Origin of the sequence: Enorma timonensis (assembly GCF_000321165.1) — a bacterium.
Taxonomy (GTDB): domain Bacteria; phylum Actinomycetota; class Coriobacteriia; order Coriobacteriales; family Coriobacteriaceae; genus Enorma.
Genome location: NZ_CAPF01000061.1, coordinates 64,659 through 84,352, shown reverse-complemented (window position 1 = coordinate 84,352; position 19,694 = coordinate 64,659). Strand labels below are relative to the sequence as shown.

The window sequence follows — 19,694 nt, the reverse complement described above, 5'->3', positions numbered from 1 at the left end:
CGACTGGGAGGGCTGGGACGCCTGGGGCTTCATGGCCGAGCTCAACCGGTGGCTCCACTGGTTCCGCTCGGGGCGCATATCCGGGGCGCTGGGCTGGCGCACGCCGGACGAGAACCGCAGGCTCCTCGGCTACGCGGTGTAGGGTGTACGGGAAAACGTCCGCAGTCCCGGACGGGTTCGTTTGACTCAGCGAGTCAATTGAACCCGTCCCCAATGGCTCAAATGACTCAAAGGAAGGAGGAGGCCTGTGGGTACATTTGTCGAGGATGCCTCCGCGCAGGGCGCGTGGAAGCTCAAGCTCGCGTTCGTCTGGGGCGGCGAGCTCGTCTCGGTGCTCACGAGCTCCGTGCTGCAGATGGGACTCATCTGGCACATCACGCTCACGACGAACTCCGCGAGCATGCTCTCCCTCGCCTCGCTCGCGGGCTTCCTGCCGCTCGCGCTCTTCGGCATGTTCGCGGGCACTATCGTCGACCGCTTCCCGTTGCGCCGCTCGCTCATCGGCGCGGACCTGTTCATCGCGGCGGTGAGCCTCGTGGTGGCGGTGGCGGCCGCGATGGGAGCGCTGCCCATCTGGATGGTCATCGCGGCGCTGTTCCTCCGTGCGATCGGCAGCGCGTTCCACACGCCCGCCTTCCAGGCGCTCACCCCGCTGCTTGCGCCCCCGGAGCATCTGACCCGCCTGGCGGGCGTGGCGCAGGCGGTGCAATCGGGCGGCTACATCTTGGGAACGGCGCTCGCGGCGGTGATCTACCCGCTGTTCGGCCTCGTGCCCATGGTCGCCCTCGATGTCGTCGGCGCGCTCTTCGCCGCGGGGGCGGTGCTCGCGGCGAACATCCGCGCGGGCGGCAGGGAGCCGGGCTCGGCGGACGGCCCGGATGCCCCCGGCGGCGACGTGCGCGCCCTGCTCGCCGAGACCCGCGACGGCTACCGGGTGCTGCGCGGCTACCGCGGCCTGTTCGCCCTGCTCTGGTGCGGCTTCGCGTTCACCCTCGTGTTCTCGCCCATTTCGGCGCTCTTTCCGCTCATGACGCTCGACCACTTCGGTGGCACGACGGCGGATGCCGCCCTGGCCGAGATCGTCTTCTCGGTCGGGATGATCGCGGGCTCGGCGCTGCTCACGGCGACGGGCGGTTTCAAGAACCGCGCGCTCACCGTCGTGGCGGCGACGGCGCTCTACGGTGTGGCGACGCTCGTGGCCGGCCTGCTCGGTGCCGGCGGGTTCGCGGCGTTTCTCGCCATGAGCTTCCTCATGGGATTGAGCTCGCCCTTCTATTCCGGCCCGCAGACCGCGCTCATGCAGGAGCGCGTACCGCCCGAGTTCCTCGGCCGCGTCTTCGGCCTTTATGGCGCCATCATGTCCTGGGCGTTGCCGCTGGGGCTCGCGGCCTCGACGCTCTTCGCGGATACCGTGGGCGCGCCGGCGTGGTTCTCGGGCGCGGGCTGCGTGATGCTTATGCTCGCCGTGCTCACCTGGTGCATCCCGAGCATCCGGCACATCGAGGCCGAAGAGTAGCGGACGCCGGCGCGGTGAGTCAATTGAACCCGTCCCCAATGACTCAGGTGGAGGGGCGGGCGAGGGGGCGGGGTACAATGGAGGCGATGGCCACGACGGGCGTGCGTTGAAGGGCGGCTTCCATGGCGCAGATTTGGGTGATACGGTCCGGGCGGCTCGTTGCCGATGCCGCTGCGTCCGAGGACACGGCCGAGGCGCGCGTCGAGCTCCTGCAGTATGCCAAGGGCCTGGACGCTGTGGACGACCCCTCCGTGCACGAGGTGCTCACCCAGGCGGAGCACGCCACCGCGCCGTTCGCCGAGCGCCTGGGCTCGTGCGTGGCGGGCGTCGTCGTGCTCCCCGTGTGCATGAGCAGGGCATCGGGCAAGGTGCCGGACAAGGCGCTGGATAAGACGTCGGCCGCCGCGCGGTTCGGCTTTCTGCTCAAGCCGGATGCCCTCATGCTCTTCGACGACCACGGCATCTGCGACCGGGTGATCGAGCGCCTCGTGGCGGACGGGGTATCGGTGGAGACGGTCGCGTCCGTTTTGCGCGCGCTGCTCTGCGCGCCGCTGCGCGAGCAGCCGGAGCTGCTCACCCGCGTCCGCGACGATCTGGAGGTCATCGAGGAGCGGCTGCTCGAGGGGAGGGTGCGCGTCGACCGCGCCCGCATGATGGCCGATGTTCGCCATCTCATCGGGCTCGATGCCTTCTACCAGGGCATGTCCGATGTGCTCGACGTGCTCTCAGACGAGGCGTCCGACATGCTCGGCTCTGATGACCGCAAGCGCTTCGCGGCGGTCGCGCGCCGCCTCGACCGACTCTCCGCCCGCCTCGAGTCGCTGCAGGACTACAACCTGCAGGTCCACGGCCTCTACCAGGAGGAGATCGACATCCAGCAGAACAGCGTCATGCAATGGCTCACCGTGGTGGCGACGATCTTCATGCCGCTCACGTTCATCACGAGCTGGTACGGCATGAACTTCAAGAACATACCGCTGCTCGGCGCGTCGTGGGGCTATCCGGTGATGGTGGCCATGTGCGTGGTCATCGCGGTCGCGCAGATCGTGGTGTTCCGCCGGCGCGGGTGGCTGAGCTTCGGGGGCGGCAAGGAGCGGCGCACGCGGCGGCGCAGGCGCGGCAAGGGGGATGATGCGCGATGAGGGCGCGCCGCGACCTGGAGGGGCGGCTCGCCGGGATCGACCGGAGGGGCTACCCGGCGTATAAGTCGCTGCGGGGCGTGTACGACCTCGGCGCGTTCGAGCTCTCCATCGACCGCGTGCAGGGCGACCCGTTCGCGGCGCCCTCGGCTCTTTCGGTGCATGTCCCGGCTGCGCGCGCGGGCTTCGCGCCGGAGCTCTACGCCACGCCGGAGCGCTGCACCGCGCTCGAGGACCTGCTCGTGCGGCGCTTCGCGGCCGAGGCGCGGCGCGCGAGCTACGCCGTGCGCGGCTCGGGCAAGAGCGGCCTCATCGCCACGAGCGCGCCCGGCCCCGAGGTGCTGCCGCGCTCCGCATGCGAGGCGGGCGAGGCCGGCGTGCTCATGCGGCTCGAGATGGGGTTCCCCGCGCACGGACGCACGGTGGACGCCCGGGGCCTCGCGCGCATGCTCTTCGAGCTCTTGCCCGCGTGCGTCGAGCGCGCGCTCGTATGCGACGAGGCGTGCCGCCGCGAAGCGCGGGCGGCGATGGAGCTCGCCGACGACCAGGCGGCGGTGCGCGCGGAGCTCGAGCGCCGGGGGCTCGTCGCCTTCGTGGCGGACGGCTCGGTGCTGCCGCGCGCGTCCGGCGTCTCGTCGCGGCCGCTCAAGGGCGCGGTGCCGTTTCGCGCTCCCGAGCGCCTGGCCGTGGAGCTCGACCTGCCGCATCGCGGCCGCGTGCGCGGCATGGGGCTTCCGCGCGGCATCACGCTCATCGTGGGCGGCGGCTTCCACGGCAAGTCGACGCTCCTCAAGGCGCTGCAGGAGGGCGTCTACAACCACGTGGCGGGGGATGGCCGCGAGCTCGTGATCACCGAGGCGAGCGCGATGAAGCTCCGTGCCGAGGACGGGCGCGCGGTGCACGCGGTCGACATCTCCCCGTTCATCGGCGATCTGCCCGACGGCCGCGACACGCGCGCGTTCTCGACCGAGGACGCGAGCGGGAGCACCTCGCAGGCGGCCGCGACCGTCGAGGCGCTCGAGGCCGGCGCGCGGACGCTTCTCATCGACGAGGACACCTCGGCCACGAACTTCATGGTGCGCGACGCCCTCATGGAGGCCGTCGTGGCACCCGACCGCGAGCCCATCACCCCGTTCGCCGAGCGCGTGCGCGGCCTGTGGAAGCGCTTCGGGGTGAGCTGCGTGCTCGTGATGGGCAGCTCCGGCGCGTTCTTCCCCGTGGCCGACTGCGTGGTGCAGATGGACGGGTACCATGCGCTCGACGTGACGGAGCGCGTGCGCGCGGTCTGCCACGAGCGCGGCGTGGACGTCGTTTGGGGCGATGCGTCGGGCGTGGATGATGGGTGTACGGCGCTCCACGCATCCGAGCGTCGGATGGAGCTTCCCGGGCGCGCGTTTCGGCGCGATGGGCGCGGGCGCGGCCCGAAGGTGCGCGCGCACGGGCTCGACGGGTTCTCGGTGGGGTCGGGCGAGGCCGACCTGCGCCTGGTGGAGCAGGTCGTCGACGCCGAGCAGGTGGCGGCGCTCGCGCAGATGGTACGCGTCCTGGGCGAGGAGCGCGCGCTCGACGGCTCGCGCGGCCTCGCCGAGGCGGTGGGGGAGCTCTACCGCCGCCTCGAGCGCGACGGCTGGCAGCTGCTCTCCCCGTACGGTGACACGGGCTGCGGCCTCGCGCTCCCCCGCCCCCAAGAGCTCCACTGTGCCCTCAACCGCTTCCGCGTCATGTAGGGACGGGTTCAAAACGATACATTTTGCTACATTTGGGGACAGGCTCTGCGCGGGGGTCGCGCCCGCCGCACGGATCACTCGCCGACGGATCCGCCGGTGTAGAGCTGCCAGTAGCGGCCGCGCTGCGCCATGAGCTCGTCGTGGTCGCCGCGCTCGATGATGCGCCCGTGCTCCATGACCATGATGCAATCGGCGTTCTTCACGGTGCTCAAGCGGTGCGCGATCACGAACGTGGTGCGCCCGGCCATGAGCGCGTCCATGCCGGCTGCCACGATCTCCTCGGTGCGCGTGTCGATGCTCGATGTGGCCTCGTCCAGGATGAGCGCCGGCGGGTCGGCCACGGCCGCGCGGGCGATGGCCAGAAGCTGGCACTGGCCCTGGGAGAGCTCCGCCCCGTCGCCTGAGATGCGCGTCTCGTAGCCCTCGGGCAGGCGGCGGATGAAGTCGTCCGCATGCACGAGGCGCGCGGCCGCGCGGCACTCCTCGTCCGTGGCGTCGAGCCGGCCGTATCGGATGTTGTCCATCACGGTGCCGGAGAACAGGTGCGTGTCCTGCAGCACGATGCCCAGGGATCGCCGCAGGTCGCCCTTGCGGATCTTGTTGATGTTGATGCCGTCGTAGCGGATCTTGCCGTCATCCACGTCGTAGAAGCGGTTGATGAGGTTCGTGATGGTGGTCTTGCCGGCTCCGGTGGAGCCCACGAAGGCGATCTTCTGCCCGGGCTTCGCGAAGAGCGTGATGTCGTGCAGGACGGTCTTGTTGGGCGTGTAGCCGAAGTCCACGTGGTCCATCACGAGCTCACCGGCCTGGCGCACGTAGGTGATGGTGCCGTCGGCCTTGTGCGGGTGGCGCCACGCCCAGGTGCCCGTGCGCTCCTCGCAGGGCTCGACCTCGCCGCTCGGCAGGACGCGCGCGTTCACGAGCTCGACGTAGCCATGGTCCTCCTCGGGCTGCTCGTCAAGCAGGGCGAAGACGCGCTCGGCACCGGCGGCCGCCATGGTGACGAAGCTCATCTGCTGCGAGATCTGCGTGATGGGCTGGGAGAAGTTGCGGTTGAGCGTGATGAAGCTCATGAGGGCGCCCACGGTGAGCCCGCCCACGCCGCCGATGGCCATGGCCGCGCCCACGGCCGCCACGAGCACGTAGAAGATGTTGCCGAGGTTGGCGTTGATGGGCATGATGAGGTTGGCGATGAGCTGCGCGCGCGTGGCGCTCTCACGCAAACGGTCGTTCGCCGCGCGGAAGTCGGCGCGGGCGCCGTCCTCGTGGTTGAAGACCTTCACGACCTTCTGGCCGTCCATCATCTCCTCGATGAAGCCGTCCACCTCGCCCAGGTCGCGCTGCTGGTCGGCGAAGTAGCGGCCCGAGAGGGCGGAGCAGCGCGCCGTTACCACAAGCATCACGGCCACCATCACGCACGAGAGCGCCGTGAGCGGCACGGAGAGCAGGCACATCGAGACGAACGTGGTCACGAGCGTGACCGCCGAGTTCACGAGCTGCGGCAGCGTCTGGCCGTAGAACTGGCGCAGGGTGTCCACGTCGTTGGTGTAGACGGACATGATGTCGCCGTGGGCGTGCGTGTCGAAGTAGCTGAGCGGCAGGCTCTCCATGTGCTCGAAGGTCTCCGTGCGCAGGCTCCGCATGGTGCCCTGGCTGATGGTGACCATGAGGCGGTTGTACGCGTAGGAGGCGGCGACGCCCACGACGAGCAGGGCGCTCAGGCGCAGGAGCTCGGAGGCGAGCGCCGAGAAGTCGGTGGAACCGGTGGCGAGCATGGGCTCGATGTACTCGTCGATGAGGGTCTGCGTGAAGAGCACCGAGTAGGCCATGATCGCGGCACTCACCACGATGCAGGCCACTACCAGGGCGAAGAGCCCGCCGTAGTGCGCGAGCATATAGCGCAGCGCACGGAAGAGCGCGGCGAACGAGAAGGATCTCCCGCCCGCGCCCGCCGCCGGGCGCATGGGGCGTGCGGTCGTGTTGGTACCTGCCATGTATGCCTCCTAGTCCTGCGCCGCGCTCGGGGCGGCGATGTCGAAGTCTCCGGTGCCCTCCGCCTGCGATGCGGCGACGCTGCGGTAGATGTCGTTCGTGGCGAGAAGCTCCTCGTGCGTGCCCACGCCGTCGATGCGCCCGCCGTCCATGACGACGATGCGGTCGGCGTGCTCCACGCTCGAGATGCGCTGGGCGATGATGATCTTGGTGGTGCCGGGGATAAGGGTGTCGAATGCCGCGCGGATGCGCGCGTCGGTGGCGGTGTCCACGGCCGAGGTCGAGTCATCCAGGATGAGCACCTTCAGGCGCTTGAGCAGGGCGCGCGCGATGCAGAGGCGCTGCTTCTGGCCGCCGGAGAAGTTCACGCCGCCGCGCTCCACGCGCGCATCGAGCCCCTCGGGCAGCTGGCACAGGAACTCGCTCGCCTGCACGGCGTCGCAGGCCGCCCAGAGCTCCTCGTCGGTGGCGTCCGGTGCGCCCCAGCGCAGGTTCTCGGCCACGGTGCCGCTGAAGAGCACGTTCTTCTGCAGCACCACGGCCACGGCGTCGCGCAGGGTCTCGAGGTCGTAGGCGCGCACGTCGAGCCCGCCCACGCGCACGGTGCCCTCCGTGGCATCGTAGAGGCGGCTCACGAGCGAGACGAGGCTCGACTTACCGGAGCCCGTGCCGCCGATGATGCCGATGGTCTCGCCGCTGGCGATGTGCAGGTCGATGTCCTGGAGCACGTCCTCGCCGTCGCCATGGGCGTAGGCGAAGCCCACGTGGTCGAAGTCGATCGAGCCGTCCGCGACCGAGCACGCGGCTTCGGCCGGGTTCGCGATGTCGGGCTGCTCGTCGAGCGCCTCGGCGATGCGCCGGCCGCTCGCCAGGCTCATCGTGAGCATGACCACGATCATGGAGAGCATCATGAGGCTCATGAGTATCTGCATCACGTAGGAGAAGAGGCTCGTGAGCTCGCCGGTGGTCATGGAGCTGCCCACCACGAGCTGGGCGCCCAGCCATGAGAGCGCTATGATGCACCCGTAGACGGCGAGCATCATGACGGGGTTGTTGAGCGCGACGAGCCCCTCGGCGCGCACGAAGAGCCGGTAGAGCTTGTCGGCCGCCGCGCGGAACTTCTCGTTCTCGTAGGCCTCGCGCACGAACGCCTTGACCACGCGGATGGCGGCCACGTTTTCCTGCACGCTGGCGTTGAGGTCGTCGTAGGCGTCGAAGACCACGTTGAAGATGCGTGTGGAGAAGACGACGATGACGCCCAGGGCGGTCGCCAGGAAGATGATCGCCGCGAAGAAGACCGGAGAGAGGTCGAGGCTGATGGCCATGCCCGCCACGAGACTCGAGATGAGCATGATGGGCGAGCGCACGGCGATGCGCATGAGCATCTGCGAGGCCATCTGCACGTTGGTGACGTCGGTGGTCATGCGGGTGACGAGCCCTGCGGTGGAGAAGCGGTCGATGTTGGCGAAGGAGTAGGTCTGCACCTTATCGAAGATCTTCTCGCGCAGCTCGCAGCCGTAGCCGATCGACGCCTTGGCCGAGAAATAGCCGGCCATCATGCCGAAGCCGAGCGAGAGCGCGGCCATGACGAGCATCGCCGCGCCATAGGCGAGCACGGCGGTGAGGTTGCCGGCCTCCACGCCCTCATCGATGATGTAAGCCATGATGAAGGGGAGGAAGACCTCCATCACCACCTCGCCCACCGTGCCGGTGACGGCGAGCGCGGCCTCCTTTCGGTAGCGCCTCATGGGCGCGAGCAATGCGTTCATGCGCTGCCCCCTGTCCTGTGGTTATTCAGATGAATTGCCCATGGAGTATTCCCCGAAAACATTGCTGGCAGATTGTTGAATTTTCTATAATTGATAGAAAATGTTTATAACAAAAGATACGAGGTCGACTATGAACACCATGCAGCTCTCGTGCTTCACGGAGGTCGCGCACACGCTGAACTTTTCTCAGGCGGCGAACAACCTGCACGTCTCCCAGCCCACGGTGAGCCATCAGATTCGTTCGCTCGAAGAGGAGCTCGGCTGCACGCTGCTCGTGCGGAACACCCGCTCCGTGCGCCTGACCGATGAGGGCTTCGCGTTCCTGGCATATGCGGATGACATCTTGGGGCTCGCGGCGCAGGCGAAGGATCGGCTGGCGCACGCACACCGTCCCGCTAAGCGGCAGCTGCGCATCGGCGTGCACGACGGCCTTGAGGCCCAGATCATCGCCCCGACGCTCAGGCAGATGATGGACGAGTTCGGGGCGTTCGACCCGGTGATCCGCATGGGGCCTTCGAGCATGCTGCGGTCGATGCTTGAAGACGGGCTGGTCGATGTGGTCATGGAATTCCGGAATCCGGCGGGGGAGCCAGACGGCGCATCGGTGTTCCACCGCTTGGCGGAGTGCCCGGCCGTGTGCGTGTGCTCGACGGAAAGCCCCTTGGCGGCATCAGATCGGCTCGAGCTCGATGATCTGGCGCGCGGCGGGCGCATGGCGGTCGGGGACCCGCATCACTGCGCGACCGCGGTTGTTGAATTGCAGCGCACGGCTGCCGGGCACATCGCTTCAGCCGATGTGATGATGGCCTACAATACGGAGATCGCCCTTGCCCTCGTGCGCGCGGGCGTCGCGTTTACGGTGCAAGCGGGAATTCCCGTGGGCAGCGTGCCCGAGGCGCGCTGCATCCCCATCGAGGGGCTGCCCGCGGTGACGCTGGGGGTGCGCGTGCGTCGCGGCCGCAGGCCGGCGCTGCTCGACCGTTACATCGCTTCATTAAGGGACGGGTTATAAACGATACATTTTGCTACATTTGGGGACAGGCTTTGCGACGACAGCACGACGCGGTGCAACGACGGCGCGGCGTGCGGGCGGGCCGCTTACGTCCACGGATGCGAGGTGAGGTGCCAGCCGCCGCAGTAGGGACAGCGGTAGGTGGAGAGGCCGCGCCTGCCGTGCTCCTCGCACGCCGCGATGGCGTCCATGGCGTCGGCGCGCGTGGCATAGCGCATCTTCGAGGCGCAGGCCTTCTCGCGCCGGGCGCGCTCGCGCTCGACATCCAGCTCGTCGCGACGGCGGTTTTCGTCCTCGAAGAGGCTATCGAGGTCGCCCGCTCCCGCTTTGAACGCAGCGACGCGCTTCGCCCGCGCCGAAGGTTTCCTGCTCGCCATGGCTTTCCTCCCGCATGATAAAATCCAGACAGGCTGGTTTTTATCATTTTGCCCCGCGCCCGCCCGTTCGCGCGGCTCAGCGCACCGCTCCAAGAATGATTCACGCACGCCTCGATTTTATGCAGGTCATGCGCGATAGAATGGGGGAGGAGGTACCCCACCGCGAGAGCAAGGAGCGACGCATGAACCTTCCCGACAAGCGCCCGGACGACATGGCGCGCATCAACACCCCCGAACGCGCCCAGGCGTTCATCGACGAGCAGGTGGCGGCATGCCGCGCGCAGATCGGCGATAAGAACGTGCTGCTCGCGCTCTCCGGCGGCGTGGATTCGAGTGTGGTGGCGGCGCTGCTCATCCGCGCGGTGGGCAAGCAGCTCATCTGCGTGCACGTGAACCACGGCCTCATGCGCAAGGGCGAATCCGAGCAGGTCATCGACGTGTTCCAGAACCAGATGGATGCGAACCTCGTCTACGTTGACGCCACCGATCGCTTCCTCTCCCTGCTCGAGGGCGTGGCGGAGCCCGAGCGCAAGCGCAAGATCATCGGCGCCGAGTTCATCCGCGTGTTCGAGGAGGAAGCACGCAAGGTGGCCGGCGAGGTGGACTTCCTCGCGCAGGGCACCATCTACCCGGACATCGTGGAGTCCGACGGAGTGAAGGCGCACCATAACGTGGGCGGCCTGCCGGACGACCTGCAGTTCGAGCTCGTCGAGCCCGTGCGCCTGCTCTATAAGGACGAGGTGCGCGAGGTGGGTCGCGCGCTCGGCCTGCCCGAGAGCATGGTGGAGCGCCAGCCGTTCCCCGGCCCGGGGCTCGGTGTGCGCTGCCTGGGCGCCATCACGCGCGACCGCCTGGAGGCGCTGCGCGAGGCCGATGCGATCCTGCGCGAGGAGTTCTCCGCGGCGGGGCTCGCCGGCAAGGTGTGGCAGTACTTCGTCGTGGTGCCCGACATGCGCGCGACGGGCGTGCGCGACGGCAAGCGCGCCTACGAGTGGCCGGCCATCATCCGTGCCGTGAACACCGTCGACGCCATGACCGCGACCGTGCCCGAGCTGGATTGGCCGCTCCTGAAGCGCATCACCGACCGCATCCTCGCCGAGGTGCCGGGCATCTGCCGCGTGACGTACGATCTGACTCCGAAGCCCATCGGAACGATAGAGTGGGAATAAAATGGTTTTCCCGTACTAAATAAAACACCAGTTCAAACGCCATGTTTCAATTGCGATTCAGGGCGTTTCCTTCTTTTGGTGTGTATGTGGTGTACCATCTTCACCAAACGAAAGCTGCAGTACACCACGAAAGTGAGCGTGGCACCGCATGGGCAAACACAGCAAATGGCAGTGCGCAAGCTTAAGAGCGAAGAATGGTGCGGGGTTCTCAAATTAAGGACAGCAACGACAGACGGAAACAAGCAGCCGAAGTATGAGTCTTGCTGGTTGAGAGCATGGGAGAGCTATGGACGTAATGGATGCGAGTGGCAAGGTTGCCTACCGCAAGGAAGCATTATCTGAGGCACTCGAAAGCGGGCTGCTTCCTCGAGATGCCTTCGACATACTTTCCGACATCCTCTCCGAAGACAGTACAATTGCTGCGTTCGCTCAAAACCCCAAATGCCCCAAGACACTTCTCAGACGCCTTGCGATTGACAGCGATTCTTGGGTTCGCGCCGGCGTCGCCGGCAACCCCGCCTGCCCGCAAGACGTTCTCGCGCATCTTGAGACCGACAGCGATTCTTGGGTTCGTGCCCACGTCGCCGGTAACCCCTCCTGCCCGCAAGACGCCCTCACGCGACTCGCAGAAAATAAGGGCGGCTATCTGGACTACAACCTCGCTAAAAACCCTTCCTGCCCGCCGGACATTCTCAAGTATCTCGTGTTCAGCTATGACGAGGACGCTGCCGAGGTTGCTGTTCGTAATCCTTCTTTTCCGCCGGACGCCTTCGAGTGCCTCGCATTTGACTGGGATCAAATCATGAATGAAACTCGCGATTTCAATCCCTCCCTTCCGCCGGATGGCTACGGTATGATTTCGAAGGATGAAGACGAATTTGAATACTCCGAGAAAGAGCGAGATGAACGCTGCTATGATGTGCAAAATTGGATTGCCAGCAGTCCCGTCTGTCCACCGAACGTTCTCGTACGCCTCTCGGAGGACGAAGACGATTACGTGCGCTGGTGCGTCGCCGCTAACCCCTCCTGTCCGCAAAACGCCCTCATGCGCCTACTGAAGGACGAGGAGGCTTCCGTACGCTTACAAGCCGCCGGCAACCCCTCCTGTCCGCAGAGCGTCATCAGGCACCTTGCCGAAGGTCAGGATGAGGATATGCGTTTCGCCGTTGCCGACAACCCCACCTGTCCCCCGGACATCCTTGAACATCTTGTGAAAGACGCGGGCTACCTTACCTGTCTAGCGATCGCCGGCAACCCCTCTTGCCCTCCGAAGATTCTCGAGCGCTTTGCAGACGATAGAGACTGGAGAGTTCGCGAGCCTGTCGCCGGCAACCCCTCCTGCCCCCCAGACGCCATAGTGCGCCTCGCAAGCGACGAGAACGACGACATACGCAGTGTCATCGCGGGAAACCCATCAACTCCTCACGAAGTACTAATGAGACTGGCGAAAGACGAATATGGAAGCGTCCGACGTGCCGCCATCCGCAATCCAATCTTCCTAGCGGATACAAAGTAGCGCAGGGGACTATCTGATTGGATGGCGCGCGATGAGCAGCGTCCAGAACGACGGGGCGACGATGGCCGCGAGGCATCCGGCGGCGAAGAGCGCGAGCGAGCACTCGAGCAGCCGGCGCGTGCGCACCCGCTGGAAGAGCGTCGCGGTGAGCGCGGAGACCACGCCCACCATGAGCAGGTAGACCGTGGTGAGCCACTGGCCCACGAGCGCGCTGACGCCGAACTCATCGATGATCGCCGCGAGCGCCGAGGCGAGCATGTTCTGGCTGAGCGATCCCAGAAACGCGCCCGTCATGAGGACGGGGATCATGAGCCTTCCCGCCCCGCGCACGCGGGCATCCTCACGCGCCGCGCCCATCTAGCTCAGCTCCTCTGCGCGCTCGAGCATCTCGCAGGCGCGGTCGATGGCAAACCGGTAGCTCTCCTCCGCCGGGGGATCGAAATGGCTCAGGTACCCCTGGTGCTCCAGCGAGGCGAAGCCGTGCAGCATGCTGCGCACCAAACGGAGTCGCCGGCCTCCCCGCGCACCGGCTACAGCCCCTGCCGCTGGAACATCTCCGCGATCTCCTCGGCGGACTCGCGCATGCCCCGCTGGAACCAGACCTCGATCCAGCCGTACAGGGCGTAGGCGAAATAGGCGCGCGCGTACGCCTCCTCTTTCGGCTGCTCCGGTTTGGGGCCGAAGAGCTCGATGACGGCATCCTTCACGAGGAACATGAGGCCGCGCTCGTTGAGCAGCGCGTAGAAATCCCGGTGCTTCTCGAACCGGGCGAAGAGCGACCGCAGCAGCTCGCTCAGCGGTGCGCTCGCGACCCCCGCGCCCCCTTCGCTCGTATTCGCCCAATCTTGGAACAGCTCGTGGACACGTTCCTCAAGCACGGCTTCCTTGCTGGCGAAATTCCGGTAGAAGGACGCCCGGCCGACGCCGGCGCGGGAGCAGATTTCGCTGATGGAGATCGCCTCGAGCGGGCGCTCCCGTAGCAGCTGCAGCAGCGTCGCGGTGATGTGCGTCCGCACGTACGTGTTCCGTCCCCTGTTGCTCATCGGCGATACAGACGCCCCGGTTTGTCCCATTTGGTGACCCTCCATCGCAATTCGGCAGCTCGATGATACGATTGTATCGCTGAAACAGTTGTATCACCACCAGAACGCAGCAATGCGCCGCGCCCGCCCCGGCCGCGGCCATCATCGACCGCAAGGAGTCCGCATGACGCTCATGCAGCAACGATTGCTCATCGCGCTCGCCATCGCCGTCCCCGCCTTCCTCCTCGGCAGGCTCGCAGTCCGCGCGGTGCTGAACCTACTGCTCGGGGGCACGCTGTTCGGAGGAAACTTCCTATGAGCCGCACAACGAAAGGAAAGGGGCCGCGCGCCATGTCGGTGGGAATCGGGATCTTGATCTTCGTCGTCGCCTTCATCGGCGGCGTCGCGTCGAAGTTCGTCATCAAGCCCGCATGGGCGCAGGCGTACAGCGTCACCTGGAGCGACGAGCTCGGCACGCGGAAGGTGGACATCCCCTACGGCGACGGCGAGGCCAACACGTTCGACCTCTACCTGCCGAAGGACGATACCAAGGAGCACTATGGCCTCGTGGTCTACCTCCACGCGGGCGGCTTCACCTCGGGCGACAAGAGCGATGACGAGGGAACGCTCGCGTGGCTCTGCAGCAAGGGCTACGTCGCCTGCGGCATCAACTACACGCTGCGCACCGAGACCAACAGCGCGAGCGTCCTCACGCAATCCAACGAGATCAAGGCCGCCATCCCGCGGGTGGTCGAGGCGGCCGCACAGGCAGGCTACTCAATCGACAAGATGGCCATCGCGGGCGGATCCGCCGGGCACACCCTCGCCATGCTCTACGCCTATCGCGACGCGGCGGACGCGCCCGTGCCCGTCGTCCTCACCTTCGGGGCGGTCGGCCCGTCCTGCTTCCACACGGAGGACTGGGACAACTACGGGCTCGACCGGAACACGGATGAGAGCCGCCAGTCCGCCGCAGCCCTGTTCAGCGCGATGCTCGGGGAGCTCATCCCGGTCGAGGAGGTCGAGAGCGGCGCGTACCTTGAGCGCGTGAAGCCCATCTCCGCGGCTGATTGGGTCGCGCCGAATGCGCCGGCGACCGTGGTTGCCTATGGCACGCACGACCGCGTCCAGCCGTTCAAGGCGTCCCTGCGCCTCAAGGCCGCGCTCGAGGAGAACGGCGTGGACTACCGCTACTTTGAGTGCCCCCACTCCGGCCATGGTCTGCAGAACGATAACGCCGTGTACCGGCAGTGGATGGAGACGGTCGAACAGTACCTCGACACGTACCTGCCGGTGGAGTAGCGCGCGGCGGTTCGGGTATATCGTTTCGGTTCTCGCCCTTGAAGATGGCGGCATCGTCTGCCTCCTGTCACCCTGGGATGCCAATCGCCTTTGTGAATCCAGCTTCTCCCTTCGTCGCGAGCACAATGGCGGCGTACCGCAACGTATGAGAAGGGAGAATCGGGATGGTAGGTAGCGTCATGTATCCCGTCGAGCGGCTGGGCATATCGTCCGAGCCGCGCCGAGGAGGAGCCGGTTTCGCGCGGCGCGCCACGAACACTTCTTTTGAGCCCCGCGACCGTATGGCGGTGACCACAACGGGGCTCACCAAACGCTATGGGGATGCTTGCGTGGTCGATCGTGTGAGCCTCGCCGTCCCTGAGCGAGCGGTTTATGGTTTCCTGGGACCGAATGGCGCCGGCAAGTCGACCACCATGAAGATGCTTCTTGGTCTCGCGCATCCCACGGAGGGGTCGGCAACGATCCTCGGCACACCGCTCACACCGAAAAACCGACTCGAGGTTCTGCGGCATGTGGGCTCACTCATCGAGAGTCCAAGCTGTTACCCGCACCTTACGGCTCGCGAAAACCTTGAAATCGTGCGCCAGCTGCGAGGCCTACCCAAGTCCGAGATCGACGAGGTGCTGAAAATCGTCCGTCTTGACGATCCGTCGCTCAGACGGAAGCGCGTTGGGAACTACTCGCTCGGTATGCGGCAACGCCTCGGCATCGCTGCTGCGCTCATGGGCAAACCGCCTTTGCTTTTGCTCGACGAGCCGACCAACGGTCTCGATCCCTCGGGCATTCATGAGATTCGCGCCCTCATCAAAGATCTTCCGCGCATGTTCGATATGACCGTCGTTGTTTCCAGCCACTTGCTTTCCGAAGTCGACCAGATGGCTGACCATGTCGGGATTATCCGCAAAGGTCAGATGGTGTGGCAGGGACCGCTTGCAGATCTTCATGCCCGCGGCAGGCACTGGATCGCTCTGCGCACTACGGACAATGCACATGCGCTTGAGCTCTTATCTGGCGCGCAGGCTGATCCGGACGATGCCTCCTACCTACGTATCAAGGCGGTAGACGATGCCGTGGCCGCTCGGATGAGCTTGTGCCTCGCCGAACGCGGCGTTGGCATCATTCGAATGGAGGAGCATGAAGACTCGCTCGAGGACATCTTCCTTGCGATTACCGGGATGGAGGAGACGTTATGACGGGCGATAAGGACGCACTGCAGATCATCCCGCCTGCCGCGCGTCGACCTGGGATGGTGCGTCAGGTCATTCTCGAGTTCGAGAAGAGCAAGCGTAAACACCTCTGGCTCATCTGTGCTGCCATGCTCGGTGTGCTTCTCTTGTGGTTTGGCTATCAATCGGCGCGGCAAGTGGAGGTTACGACCGACTATCGCGTGCTGCTCTACAGCTTGCCCACGGTCAACGCGGTGTTTCTCCCGCTACTCTCCGCCGTGGTCGCTTCGACTGTCTGTGATGTGGAGAACCGTGCGAATACATGGAAGCAGCTTCTCACCATGGAGCGCGCTGAGGATCTCTTTTGCGCGAAGTGGCTCACCTGCGCTCTTGTGCTTGCAGTAGTGGTGACCGTTGAGGTTGCAGCGGCCTCGGTGATCGGCGGCGGTCTTGGTTTTCAATCCATTCCAGCGTCAGAGTGCTTCGTGCTCTGGGTCTCGACGCTCGCCGTGTGCCTTTTCGTGGCAACGGTTGTGGAGTGCCTCTGCCTGTTCATTGCCAACCAATTCGTGCCGCTGGTCGTGGGTGTCGCGCTTTCGTTCCTAGGCCTTTTCTCGATGTATCTGCCGCCGGCAATCTCGGTATTCGTGCCGAGCTCATATTTCGGTCTCATGTCCACTGTGGGGATGTCGTATAACGCCGCAACGGGAGTGATTACCTGGAGCACCGTCACCTGGCCTGTGGGGTACCTTGCCCTGATTGCCCTGCTCACAGCTGCGACGTTCGTGATTTCTCTGCGTGCCTTCGCGAGAAAGGAGCTCTAACATGCTTGCTTCTTGCATTCGGGCGGAGCTGGTAAAACTCCGCCGTGCCCCAATCTGGATCGTGTTCGTGGCGTTGCCCGGAGTATCCGCCCTCATCGGCTGCGCCAACTATCAATCGAACCTTGGGGTTATCACACCCGGTTGGGCGAACCTTTGGACTCAACAGACGCTTTTCGTGTGCTACTTTTTTCTTCCAGCGCTTCTTGGTGCGGGGTGTTCCTTTCTTTGGCGACAGGAGCATCAGGGTTCGAACTGGAATGAATTCATGGTGCAACCTGTTCCGATCCGCGATCTCGTCCTTGCTAAGTTCTGCGTGGGATCGCTGATGTCGCTTCTTGCCTTCATTTCGATCGTGGTGTTCTACGTTGGCAGCGGCGTGGTAATCGGCGTACCCGGAGCGTTTCCAGCAGCGCGGATCGCCGAGTATGTAGTGCTCGGAATTCTGGGATCCCTCGTGGTCGTGGCAATCCAGCTTGACGTCTCCATGGTTGTGCGCAATTTCGCCGCGCCGGTTGGCATCGCGCTTGCCGGCGGCGTTTCGGGCGTTATCGCAACCGTTGCCGGTTTCGGTAACATCTGGCCCTACTCGCTGCTCCAGACCGGTATGAACTCAAACGAGCTGGTCGATTTGTCTATGGCGAGCGTCATCCAGATCGTGATCCTATCGGCCGTATATATCTCAGGCGCCCTCGCATGGGCGTGTCGACGGCTCTCGCGTCGGGATGTCGTGGCAACGATGTGATGCTGGGGAAGGTGACAAACCAATGAGGAACACGCGGCGCGCTGGTGCGCTCGTCATCGTCCTAATCGCGGCTGCGCTGCTCTTCGTGCTTGCTGGACCGCTTGGCGAGCTCGGAAACGCATTTGGCTGGAACCTCGGAACCTACTACGTTCAGGTCGATAACGAGCGATGCACTCCAACGAGCGAGGAAACGCGCCAGAGGTTCGGCGAAGAGATGGTTTGCGAGTATCGTTTGGAGGGGGTGAGGGACGATGGGTCGACAGCGAGCCTGAGCTTCTTCACCACACGTGAGCTTCGTAACGGTGCATACCTTCGGCTTGACGTCTAGCCGCTCTTAGGTGTCAGGGGGTGGGAGGAAGTGCCTTGGGATGATGTTCCTGAGGCGGCTAGGCAAGTGCTTCACGAACCTGTTTCAGAAGTTGATTGAAGCCAATTTCGAGGTTGTAAGTCCCTTCCGATGACGCTGCTTCTCGTCATCGGAAGGGGTGCGTGAGAGAATGGGACGAAACGGAGGTGGTGCTATGGGTGGCAAGCTCGATTCGGCGCGCGCCGCTTTTTCCCAGGCGGTTGAGCGCTGGGAAAGCTCGAAAGAGTGGGCGCTCGTCGCACCGGTTGCCTGCGTGATCCATGAAGCGATCTTCCTCACTCGATACGTCTCTCTTCTGCCGAGTGGTTACGATTCTGCGTCCTTATGGCTGCTTATTGGGTGCGTTGTCGCCATCCTCGGGTGCGTCTTTCTTCGGAAGCGCTATCCCCTTGGAGCATTGCCCGTTGCCTGCGCTTGCGCGGCGGCGTGCGCGCATGTCGACCGGGGTGCCTACACGGGCGTACCGCTCTTGGTTCTTCTGTACGGCGTTATCGCACGGGCGGATTATGCTCGGGCGGTGGTGGCAACGGTCGTAGCGGTTGCCGCGTTTTGGGCGCCCGTCTACTTTGCAGGCGAGAAGACGCTCGCCCTTGTGCATCTTGAGTGGCTTTTGGTCATCGCTGCCCTCGCGCTCGTATCCCGCGCGCTGTGGACGAGGCGCCAGGCGGCACGTGAGCTCCAGGAGGAGCGAGGCGCGCGCGAACAGGCGTTGCGCGAGCGCGATGCGGCGGAGGCACGTAGCCGCATCGCCGGCGAGCTGCATGACTCGGTGGGACACGACCTTACGGCAATCATCGCGCTCTCCGAGGGGCTTATGGGAGCCGTCGAAGATGAGACGCTCGAAGCGGCGGTGGCGAGTATCAACAGCCTTGCGCGCGAAGGGCTCGCCGATACGCGTCGCGCGGTTCGACAGATTTCTGCCCTGCATGGGACAGGCGCTGTCGCTGAGACATTTGGAAAGACGCGCTCATGGGATAGCATCCGGCCCGTGCTCGAGCACGCTCGGTCAACCGGGCTGACGGTTGCATTTACCGAAACCGGAGTTCGGTCGAGTGATTCCGGCCAGGCTGAGTTGGTCTTTTCGGTCACGCGCGAAGCTGTGACGAACGTTTTGCGTCACGCGCGCCGTGCCAGCCGTATCACGGTTTCGTGGGATCACGCTGCAGATGGCTCCTGTTTGGTCGCGGTGCGTGACGACGGAGCCCCGAAAGAAGGGGCCGGTACGGCGGGCACGGGAATCGCGCGCATGCGCGGGCGCGTCGAGACGGCTGGCGGCATGCTCTTCGCGGGGCCATCTTCCGATGGTGGCTGGGAAGTTCGGGCGAGTGTCCCACGTGTAGGGGTGGTACCGGGTGCGAAAGAAGGGGATGGATCATGAGTAATTTCATCGACGTGATGATCGTCGATGACCAAGCGGAAACTCGTTTGGGATTCGCCCTTATGCTTCGGCGCGATCCGACGCTGCGCGTCTGGGGTCAGGCGCCCGATGGCCAGCAGGCGGTTGATGCCATCGATCGAGCGGCGGAGATGGGACGCTCGCTTCCCGACGTTGTGCTCATGGACGTGCGCATGCCTGTCATGGACGGCATCGATGCCTGCGCGATTATCTGCATGCGCCATCCAGATGTGCGCGTTCTAATTCTCACGACCTACGATGAAGACGATTATGCGTTCGGGGGTCTTGAGGCGGGGGCTTCCGGCTTTCTGCTCAAGGACATCCGATCCCGGGAGCTCATTGACGCGGTTCGCGCCGTTGCGGAGGGGGATGCCGTGCTCACCCCGCGCGTTACGCGGGCGGTTCTCGAACGCAACGTTCCCAAGGTCGTTCCCGGGTCGGAGCGCGAGCGCCTGCGTCGGGCTTTTCGACAGCTCACGGAACATGAGCGTGAGATCTGTTCGCTCATCGCCGACGGTCTATCCAACGGTGAGATCGCCGAGCGCCTTGTAATTCAGCCTGCCAGCGCCAAGCGAGCGGTGTCCCGAATTCTCTCTAAGCTGGGCATGCGCGACCGTACGCAAGTCGCCGTCTCGTGGTACCGCGCGGGGCTATAGCG

The 19,694-nt window shown here is 65.1% G+C and carries 20 protein-coding genes; 14 read left to right on the top strand and 6 right to left on the bottom strand.

What is annotated here, in order from left to right; genetic code table 11:
• Positions 1–247: 247 nt before the first annotated feature.
• From BN423_RS07300 to BN423_RS07290, 3 genes are all read left to right on the top strand, one after another.
• On the top strand, positions 248–1,516 hold the full coding sequence (locus BN423_RS07300) for an MFS transporter (protein ID WP_019239607.1): 1,269 nt from the start codon (positions 248–250) through the stop codon (positions 1,514–1,516).
• Positions 1,517–1,638: 122 nt separating this feature from the next.
• A complete protein-coding gene (locus tag BN423_RS07295) occupies positions 1,639–2,658 on the top strand; it encodes a CorA family divalent cation transporter (protein ID WP_019239606.1) in 1,020 nt (339 codons plus the stop codon).
• Positions 2,655–4,382: an ABC-ATPase domain-containing protein gene (locus BN423_RS07290; RefSeq protein WP_019239605.1), complete on the top strand. Its 1,728-nt coding sequence runs from the start codon at positions 2,655–2,657 to the stop codon at positions 4,380–4,382. Before BN423_RS07295 ends, BN423_RS07290 begins: the two co-directional genes overlap by 4 nt.
• A 74-nt stretch (positions 4,383–4,456) precedes the next feature.
• On the opposite strand, the gene BN423_RS07285 is transcribed toward BN423_RS07290, so the two are convergent.
• Both BN423_RS07285 and BN423_RS07280 read right to left on the bottom strand, forming a co-directional pair.
• A complete protein-coding gene (locus BN423_RS07285; protein WP_019239604.1) occupies positions 4,457–6,376 on the bottom strand; it encodes an ABC transporter ATP-binding protein in 1,920 nt (639 codons plus the stop codon).
• A gap of 9 nt (positions 6,377–6,385) precedes the next feature.
• Positions 6,386–8,143 carry an ABC transporter ATP-binding protein gene (locus BN423_RS07280; protein WP_019239603.1) on the bottom strand — a complete coding sequence of 586 codons (1,758 nt, stop codon included), beginning with the start codon at positions 8,141–8,143 and terminating at the stop codon, positions 6,386–6,388.
• Between the two features lie 130 nt (positions 8,144–8,273).
• On the opposite strand from BN423_RS07280, the gene BN423_RS07275 reads away from it, so the two are divergent.
• Positions 8,274–9,155 (top strand): LysR family transcriptional regulator, encoded by an 882-nt coding sequence (locus tag BN423_RS07275; RefSeq protein ID WP_019239602.1) that lies wholly within the window; start codon positions 8,274–8,276, stop codon positions 9,153–9,155.
• 86 nt (positions 9,156–9,241) lie between these two features.
• Here the strand turns inward: BN423_RS07275 and BN423_RS07270 are convergent, their stop codons facing one another.
• Complete coding sequence (locus BN423_RS07270; protein ID WP_019239601.1) at positions 9,242–9,532, bottom strand: hypothetical protein; 291 nt, start codon at positions 9,530–9,532, stop codon at positions 9,242–9,244.
• 182 nt (positions 9,533–9,714) lie between these two features.
• Between BN423_RS07270 and guaA the strand changes: the two genes are divergently transcribed.
• Complete coding sequence (gene guaA / locus BN423_RS10790; RefSeq protein ID WP_019239600.1) at positions 9,715–10,701, top strand: glutamine-hydrolyzing GMP synthase; 987 nt, start codon at positions 9,715–9,717, stop codon at positions 10,699–10,701.
• A gap of 286 nt (positions 10,702–10,987) precedes the next feature.
• Positions 10,988–12,217: a hypothetical protein gene (locus BN423_RS07260; RefSeq protein WP_019239599.1), complete on the top strand. Its 1,230-nt coding sequence runs from the start codon at positions 10,988–10,990 to the stop codon at positions 12,215–12,217.
• Between the two features lie 9 nt (positions 12,218–12,226).
• Here the strand turns inward: BN423_RS07260 and BN423_RS07255 are convergent, their stop codons facing one another.
• Genes BN423_RS07255 through BN423_RS07245 form a run of 3 tightly spaced genes read right to left on the bottom strand, consistent with a single transcriptional unit; the run spans position 12,227 to position 13,260 of the window.
• Entirely contained in the window at positions 12,227–12,574 is a 348-nt protein-coding gene (locus BN423_RS07255; RefSeq protein WP_019239598.1) for an MFS transporter, read from the bottom strand.
• On the bottom strand, positions 12,575–12,817 hold the full coding sequence (locus BN423_RS11885) for a TetR-like C-terminal domain-containing protein (RefSeq protein ID WP_332306271.1): 243 nt from the start codon (positions 12,815–12,817) through the stop codon (positions 12,575–12,577).
• Positions 12,748–13,260 carry a TetR/AcrR family transcriptional regulator gene (locus BN423_RS07245; protein ID WP_026089038.1) on the bottom strand — a complete coding sequence of 171 codons (513 nt, stop codon included), beginning with the start codon at positions 13,258–13,260 and terminating at the stop codon, positions 12,748–12,750. Before BN423_RS07245 ends, BN423_RS11885 begins: the two co-directional genes overlap by 70 nt.
• Positions 13,261–13,423: 163 nt before the next feature.
• Between BN423_RS07245 and BN423_RS11855 the strand changes: the two genes are divergently transcribed.
• The 8 genes from BN423_RS11855 to BN423_RS07200 all read left to right on the top strand — a co-directional run bounded on the left by BN423_RS11855 (position 13,424) and on the right by BN423_RS07200 (position 19,692).
• Positions 13,424–13,558, top strand: coding sequence for a hypothetical protein (locus BN423_RS11855; RefSeq protein WP_019239595.1), 135 nt, complete (start codon positions 13,424–13,426; stop codon positions 13,556–13,558).
• 32 nt (positions 13,559–13,590) lie between these two features.
• Positions 13,591–14,541 carry an alpha/beta hydrolase gene (locus tag BN423_RS07235; protein ID WP_019239594.1) on the top strand — a complete coding sequence of 317 codons (951 nt, stop codon included), beginning with the start codon at positions 13,591–13,593 and terminating at the stop codon, positions 14,539–14,541.
• A 179-nt stretch (positions 14,542–14,720) separates the two neighbouring features.
• Positions 14,721–15,734: an ABC transporter ATP-binding protein gene (locus BN423_RS07230; RefSeq protein WP_232385534.1), complete on the top strand. Its 1,014-nt coding sequence runs from the start codon at positions 14,721–14,723 to the stop codon at positions 15,732–15,734.
• Entirely contained in the window at positions 15,731–16,531 is an 801-nt protein-coding gene (locus BN423_RS07225; RefSeq protein ID WP_019239592.1) for an ABC transporter permease, read from the top strand. Before BN423_RS07230 ends, BN423_RS07225 begins: the two co-directional genes overlap by 4 nt.
• A 1-nt stretch (position 16,532) precedes the next feature.
• A complete protein-coding gene (locus tag BN423_RS07220; protein WP_019239591.1) occupies positions 16,533–17,273 on the top strand; it encodes an ABC transporter permease in 741 nt (246 codons plus the stop codon).
• 22 nt (positions 17,274–17,295) lie between these two features.
• Positions 17,296–17,601 (top strand): YxeA family protein, encoded by a 306-nt coding sequence (locus BN423_RS07215; protein WP_019239590.1) that lies wholly within the window; start codon positions 17,296–17,298, stop codon positions 17,599–17,601.
• A gap of 193 nt (positions 17,602–17,794) precedes the next feature.
• The gene (locus tag BN423_RS07205) at positions 17,795–19,018 is read left to right on the top strand and encodes a sensor histidine kinase (RefSeq protein ID WP_019239588.1); all 1,224 of its coding nucleotides are present in this window, start codon (positions 17,795–17,797) and stop codon (positions 19,016–19,018) included.
• Entirely contained in the window at positions 19,015–19,692 is a 678-nt protein-coding gene (locus BN423_RS07200) for a response regulator transcription factor (RefSeq protein ID WP_019239587.1), read from the top strand. The genes BN423_RS07205 and BN423_RS07200 overlap by 4 nt, the downstream gene beginning before the upstream one ends.
• The last annotated feature ends 2 nt before the right edge of the window (positions 19,693–19,694 follow it).

What these genes read in the sequence shown, in the direction of transcription:
- BN423_RS07275 (WP_019239602.1), top strand. Translation starts at nt 8,274, where the DNA reads ATGAACACCATGCAGCTCTCGTGCTTCACGGAGGTCGCGCACACGCTG.
- BN423_RS07215 (WP_019239590.1), top strand. Translation starts at nt 17,296, where the DNA reads ATGAGGAACACGCGGCGCGCTGGTGCGCTCGTCATCGTCCTAATCGCG.
- BN423_RS07290 (WP_019239605.1), top strand. Translation starts at nt 2,655, where the DNA reads ATGAGGGCGCGCCGCGACCTGGAGGGGCGGCTCGCCGGGATCGACCGG.
- BN423_RS07225 (WP_019239592.1), top strand. Translation starts at nt 15,731, where the DNA reads ATGACGGGCGATAAGGACGCACTGCAGATCATCCCGCCTGCCGCGCGT.
- BN423_RS07270 (WP_019239601.1), bottom strand. Translation starts at nt 9,532, where the DNA reads ATGGCGAGCAGGAAACCTTCGGCGCGGGCGAAGCGCGTCGCTGCGTTC.
- BN423_RS07245 (WP_026089038.1), bottom strand. Translation starts at nt 13,260, where the DNA reads ATGAGCAACAGGGGACGGAACACGTACGTGCGGACGCACATCACCGCG.
- BN423_RS07200 (WP_019239587.1), top strand. Translation starts at nt 19,015, where the DNA reads ATGAGTAATTTCATCGACGTGATGATCGTCGATGACCAAGCGGAAACT.
- BN423_RS11855 (WP_019239595.1), top strand. Translation starts at nt 13,424, where the DNA reads ATGACGCTCATGCAGCAACGATTGCTCATCGCGCTCGCCATCGCCGTC.
- BN423_RS07235 (WP_019239594.1), top strand. Translation starts at nt 13,591, where the DNA reads ATGTCGGTGGGAATCGGGATCTTGATCTTCGTCGTCGCCTTCATCGGC.
- BN423_RS07220 (WP_019239591.1), top strand. Translation starts at nt 16,533, where the DNA reads ATGCTTGCTTCTTGCATTCGGGCGGAGCTGGTAAAACTCCGCCGTGCC.
- BN423_RS07295 (WP_019239606.1), top strand. Translation starts at nt 1,639, where the DNA reads ATGGCGCAGATTTGGGTGATACGGTCCGGGCGGCTCGTTGCCGATGCC.
- BN423_RS07285 (WP_019239604.1), bottom strand. Translation starts at nt 6,376, where the DNA reads ATGGCAGGTACCAACACGACCGCACGCCCCATGCGCCCGGCGGCGGGC.
- BN423_RS07260 (WP_019239599.1), top strand. Translation starts at nt 10,988, where the DNA reads ATGGACGTAATGGATGCGAGTGGCAAGGTTGCCTACCGCAAGGAAGCA.
- BN423_RS07205 (WP_019239588.1), top strand. Translation starts at nt 17,795, where the DNA reads ATGGGTGGCAAGCTCGATTCGGCGCGCGCCGCTTTTTCCCAGGCGGTT.
- guaA (WP_019239600.1), top strand. Translation starts at nt 9,715, where the DNA reads ATGAACCTTCCCGACAAGCGCCCGGACGACATGGCGCGCATCAACACC.
- BN423_RS07280 (WP_019239603.1), bottom strand. Translation starts at nt 8,143, where the DNA reads ATGAACGCATTGCTCGCGCCCATGAGGCGCTACCGAAAGGAGGCCGCG.
- BN423_RS07255 (WP_019239598.1), bottom strand. Translation starts at nt 12,574, where the DNA reads ATGGGCGCGGCGCGTGAGGATGCCCGCGTGCGCGGGGCGGGAAGGCTC.
- BN423_RS07230 (WP_232385534.1), top strand. Translation starts at nt 14,721, where the DNA reads ATGTATCCCGTCGAGCGGCTGGGCATATCGTCCGAGCCGCGCCGAGGA.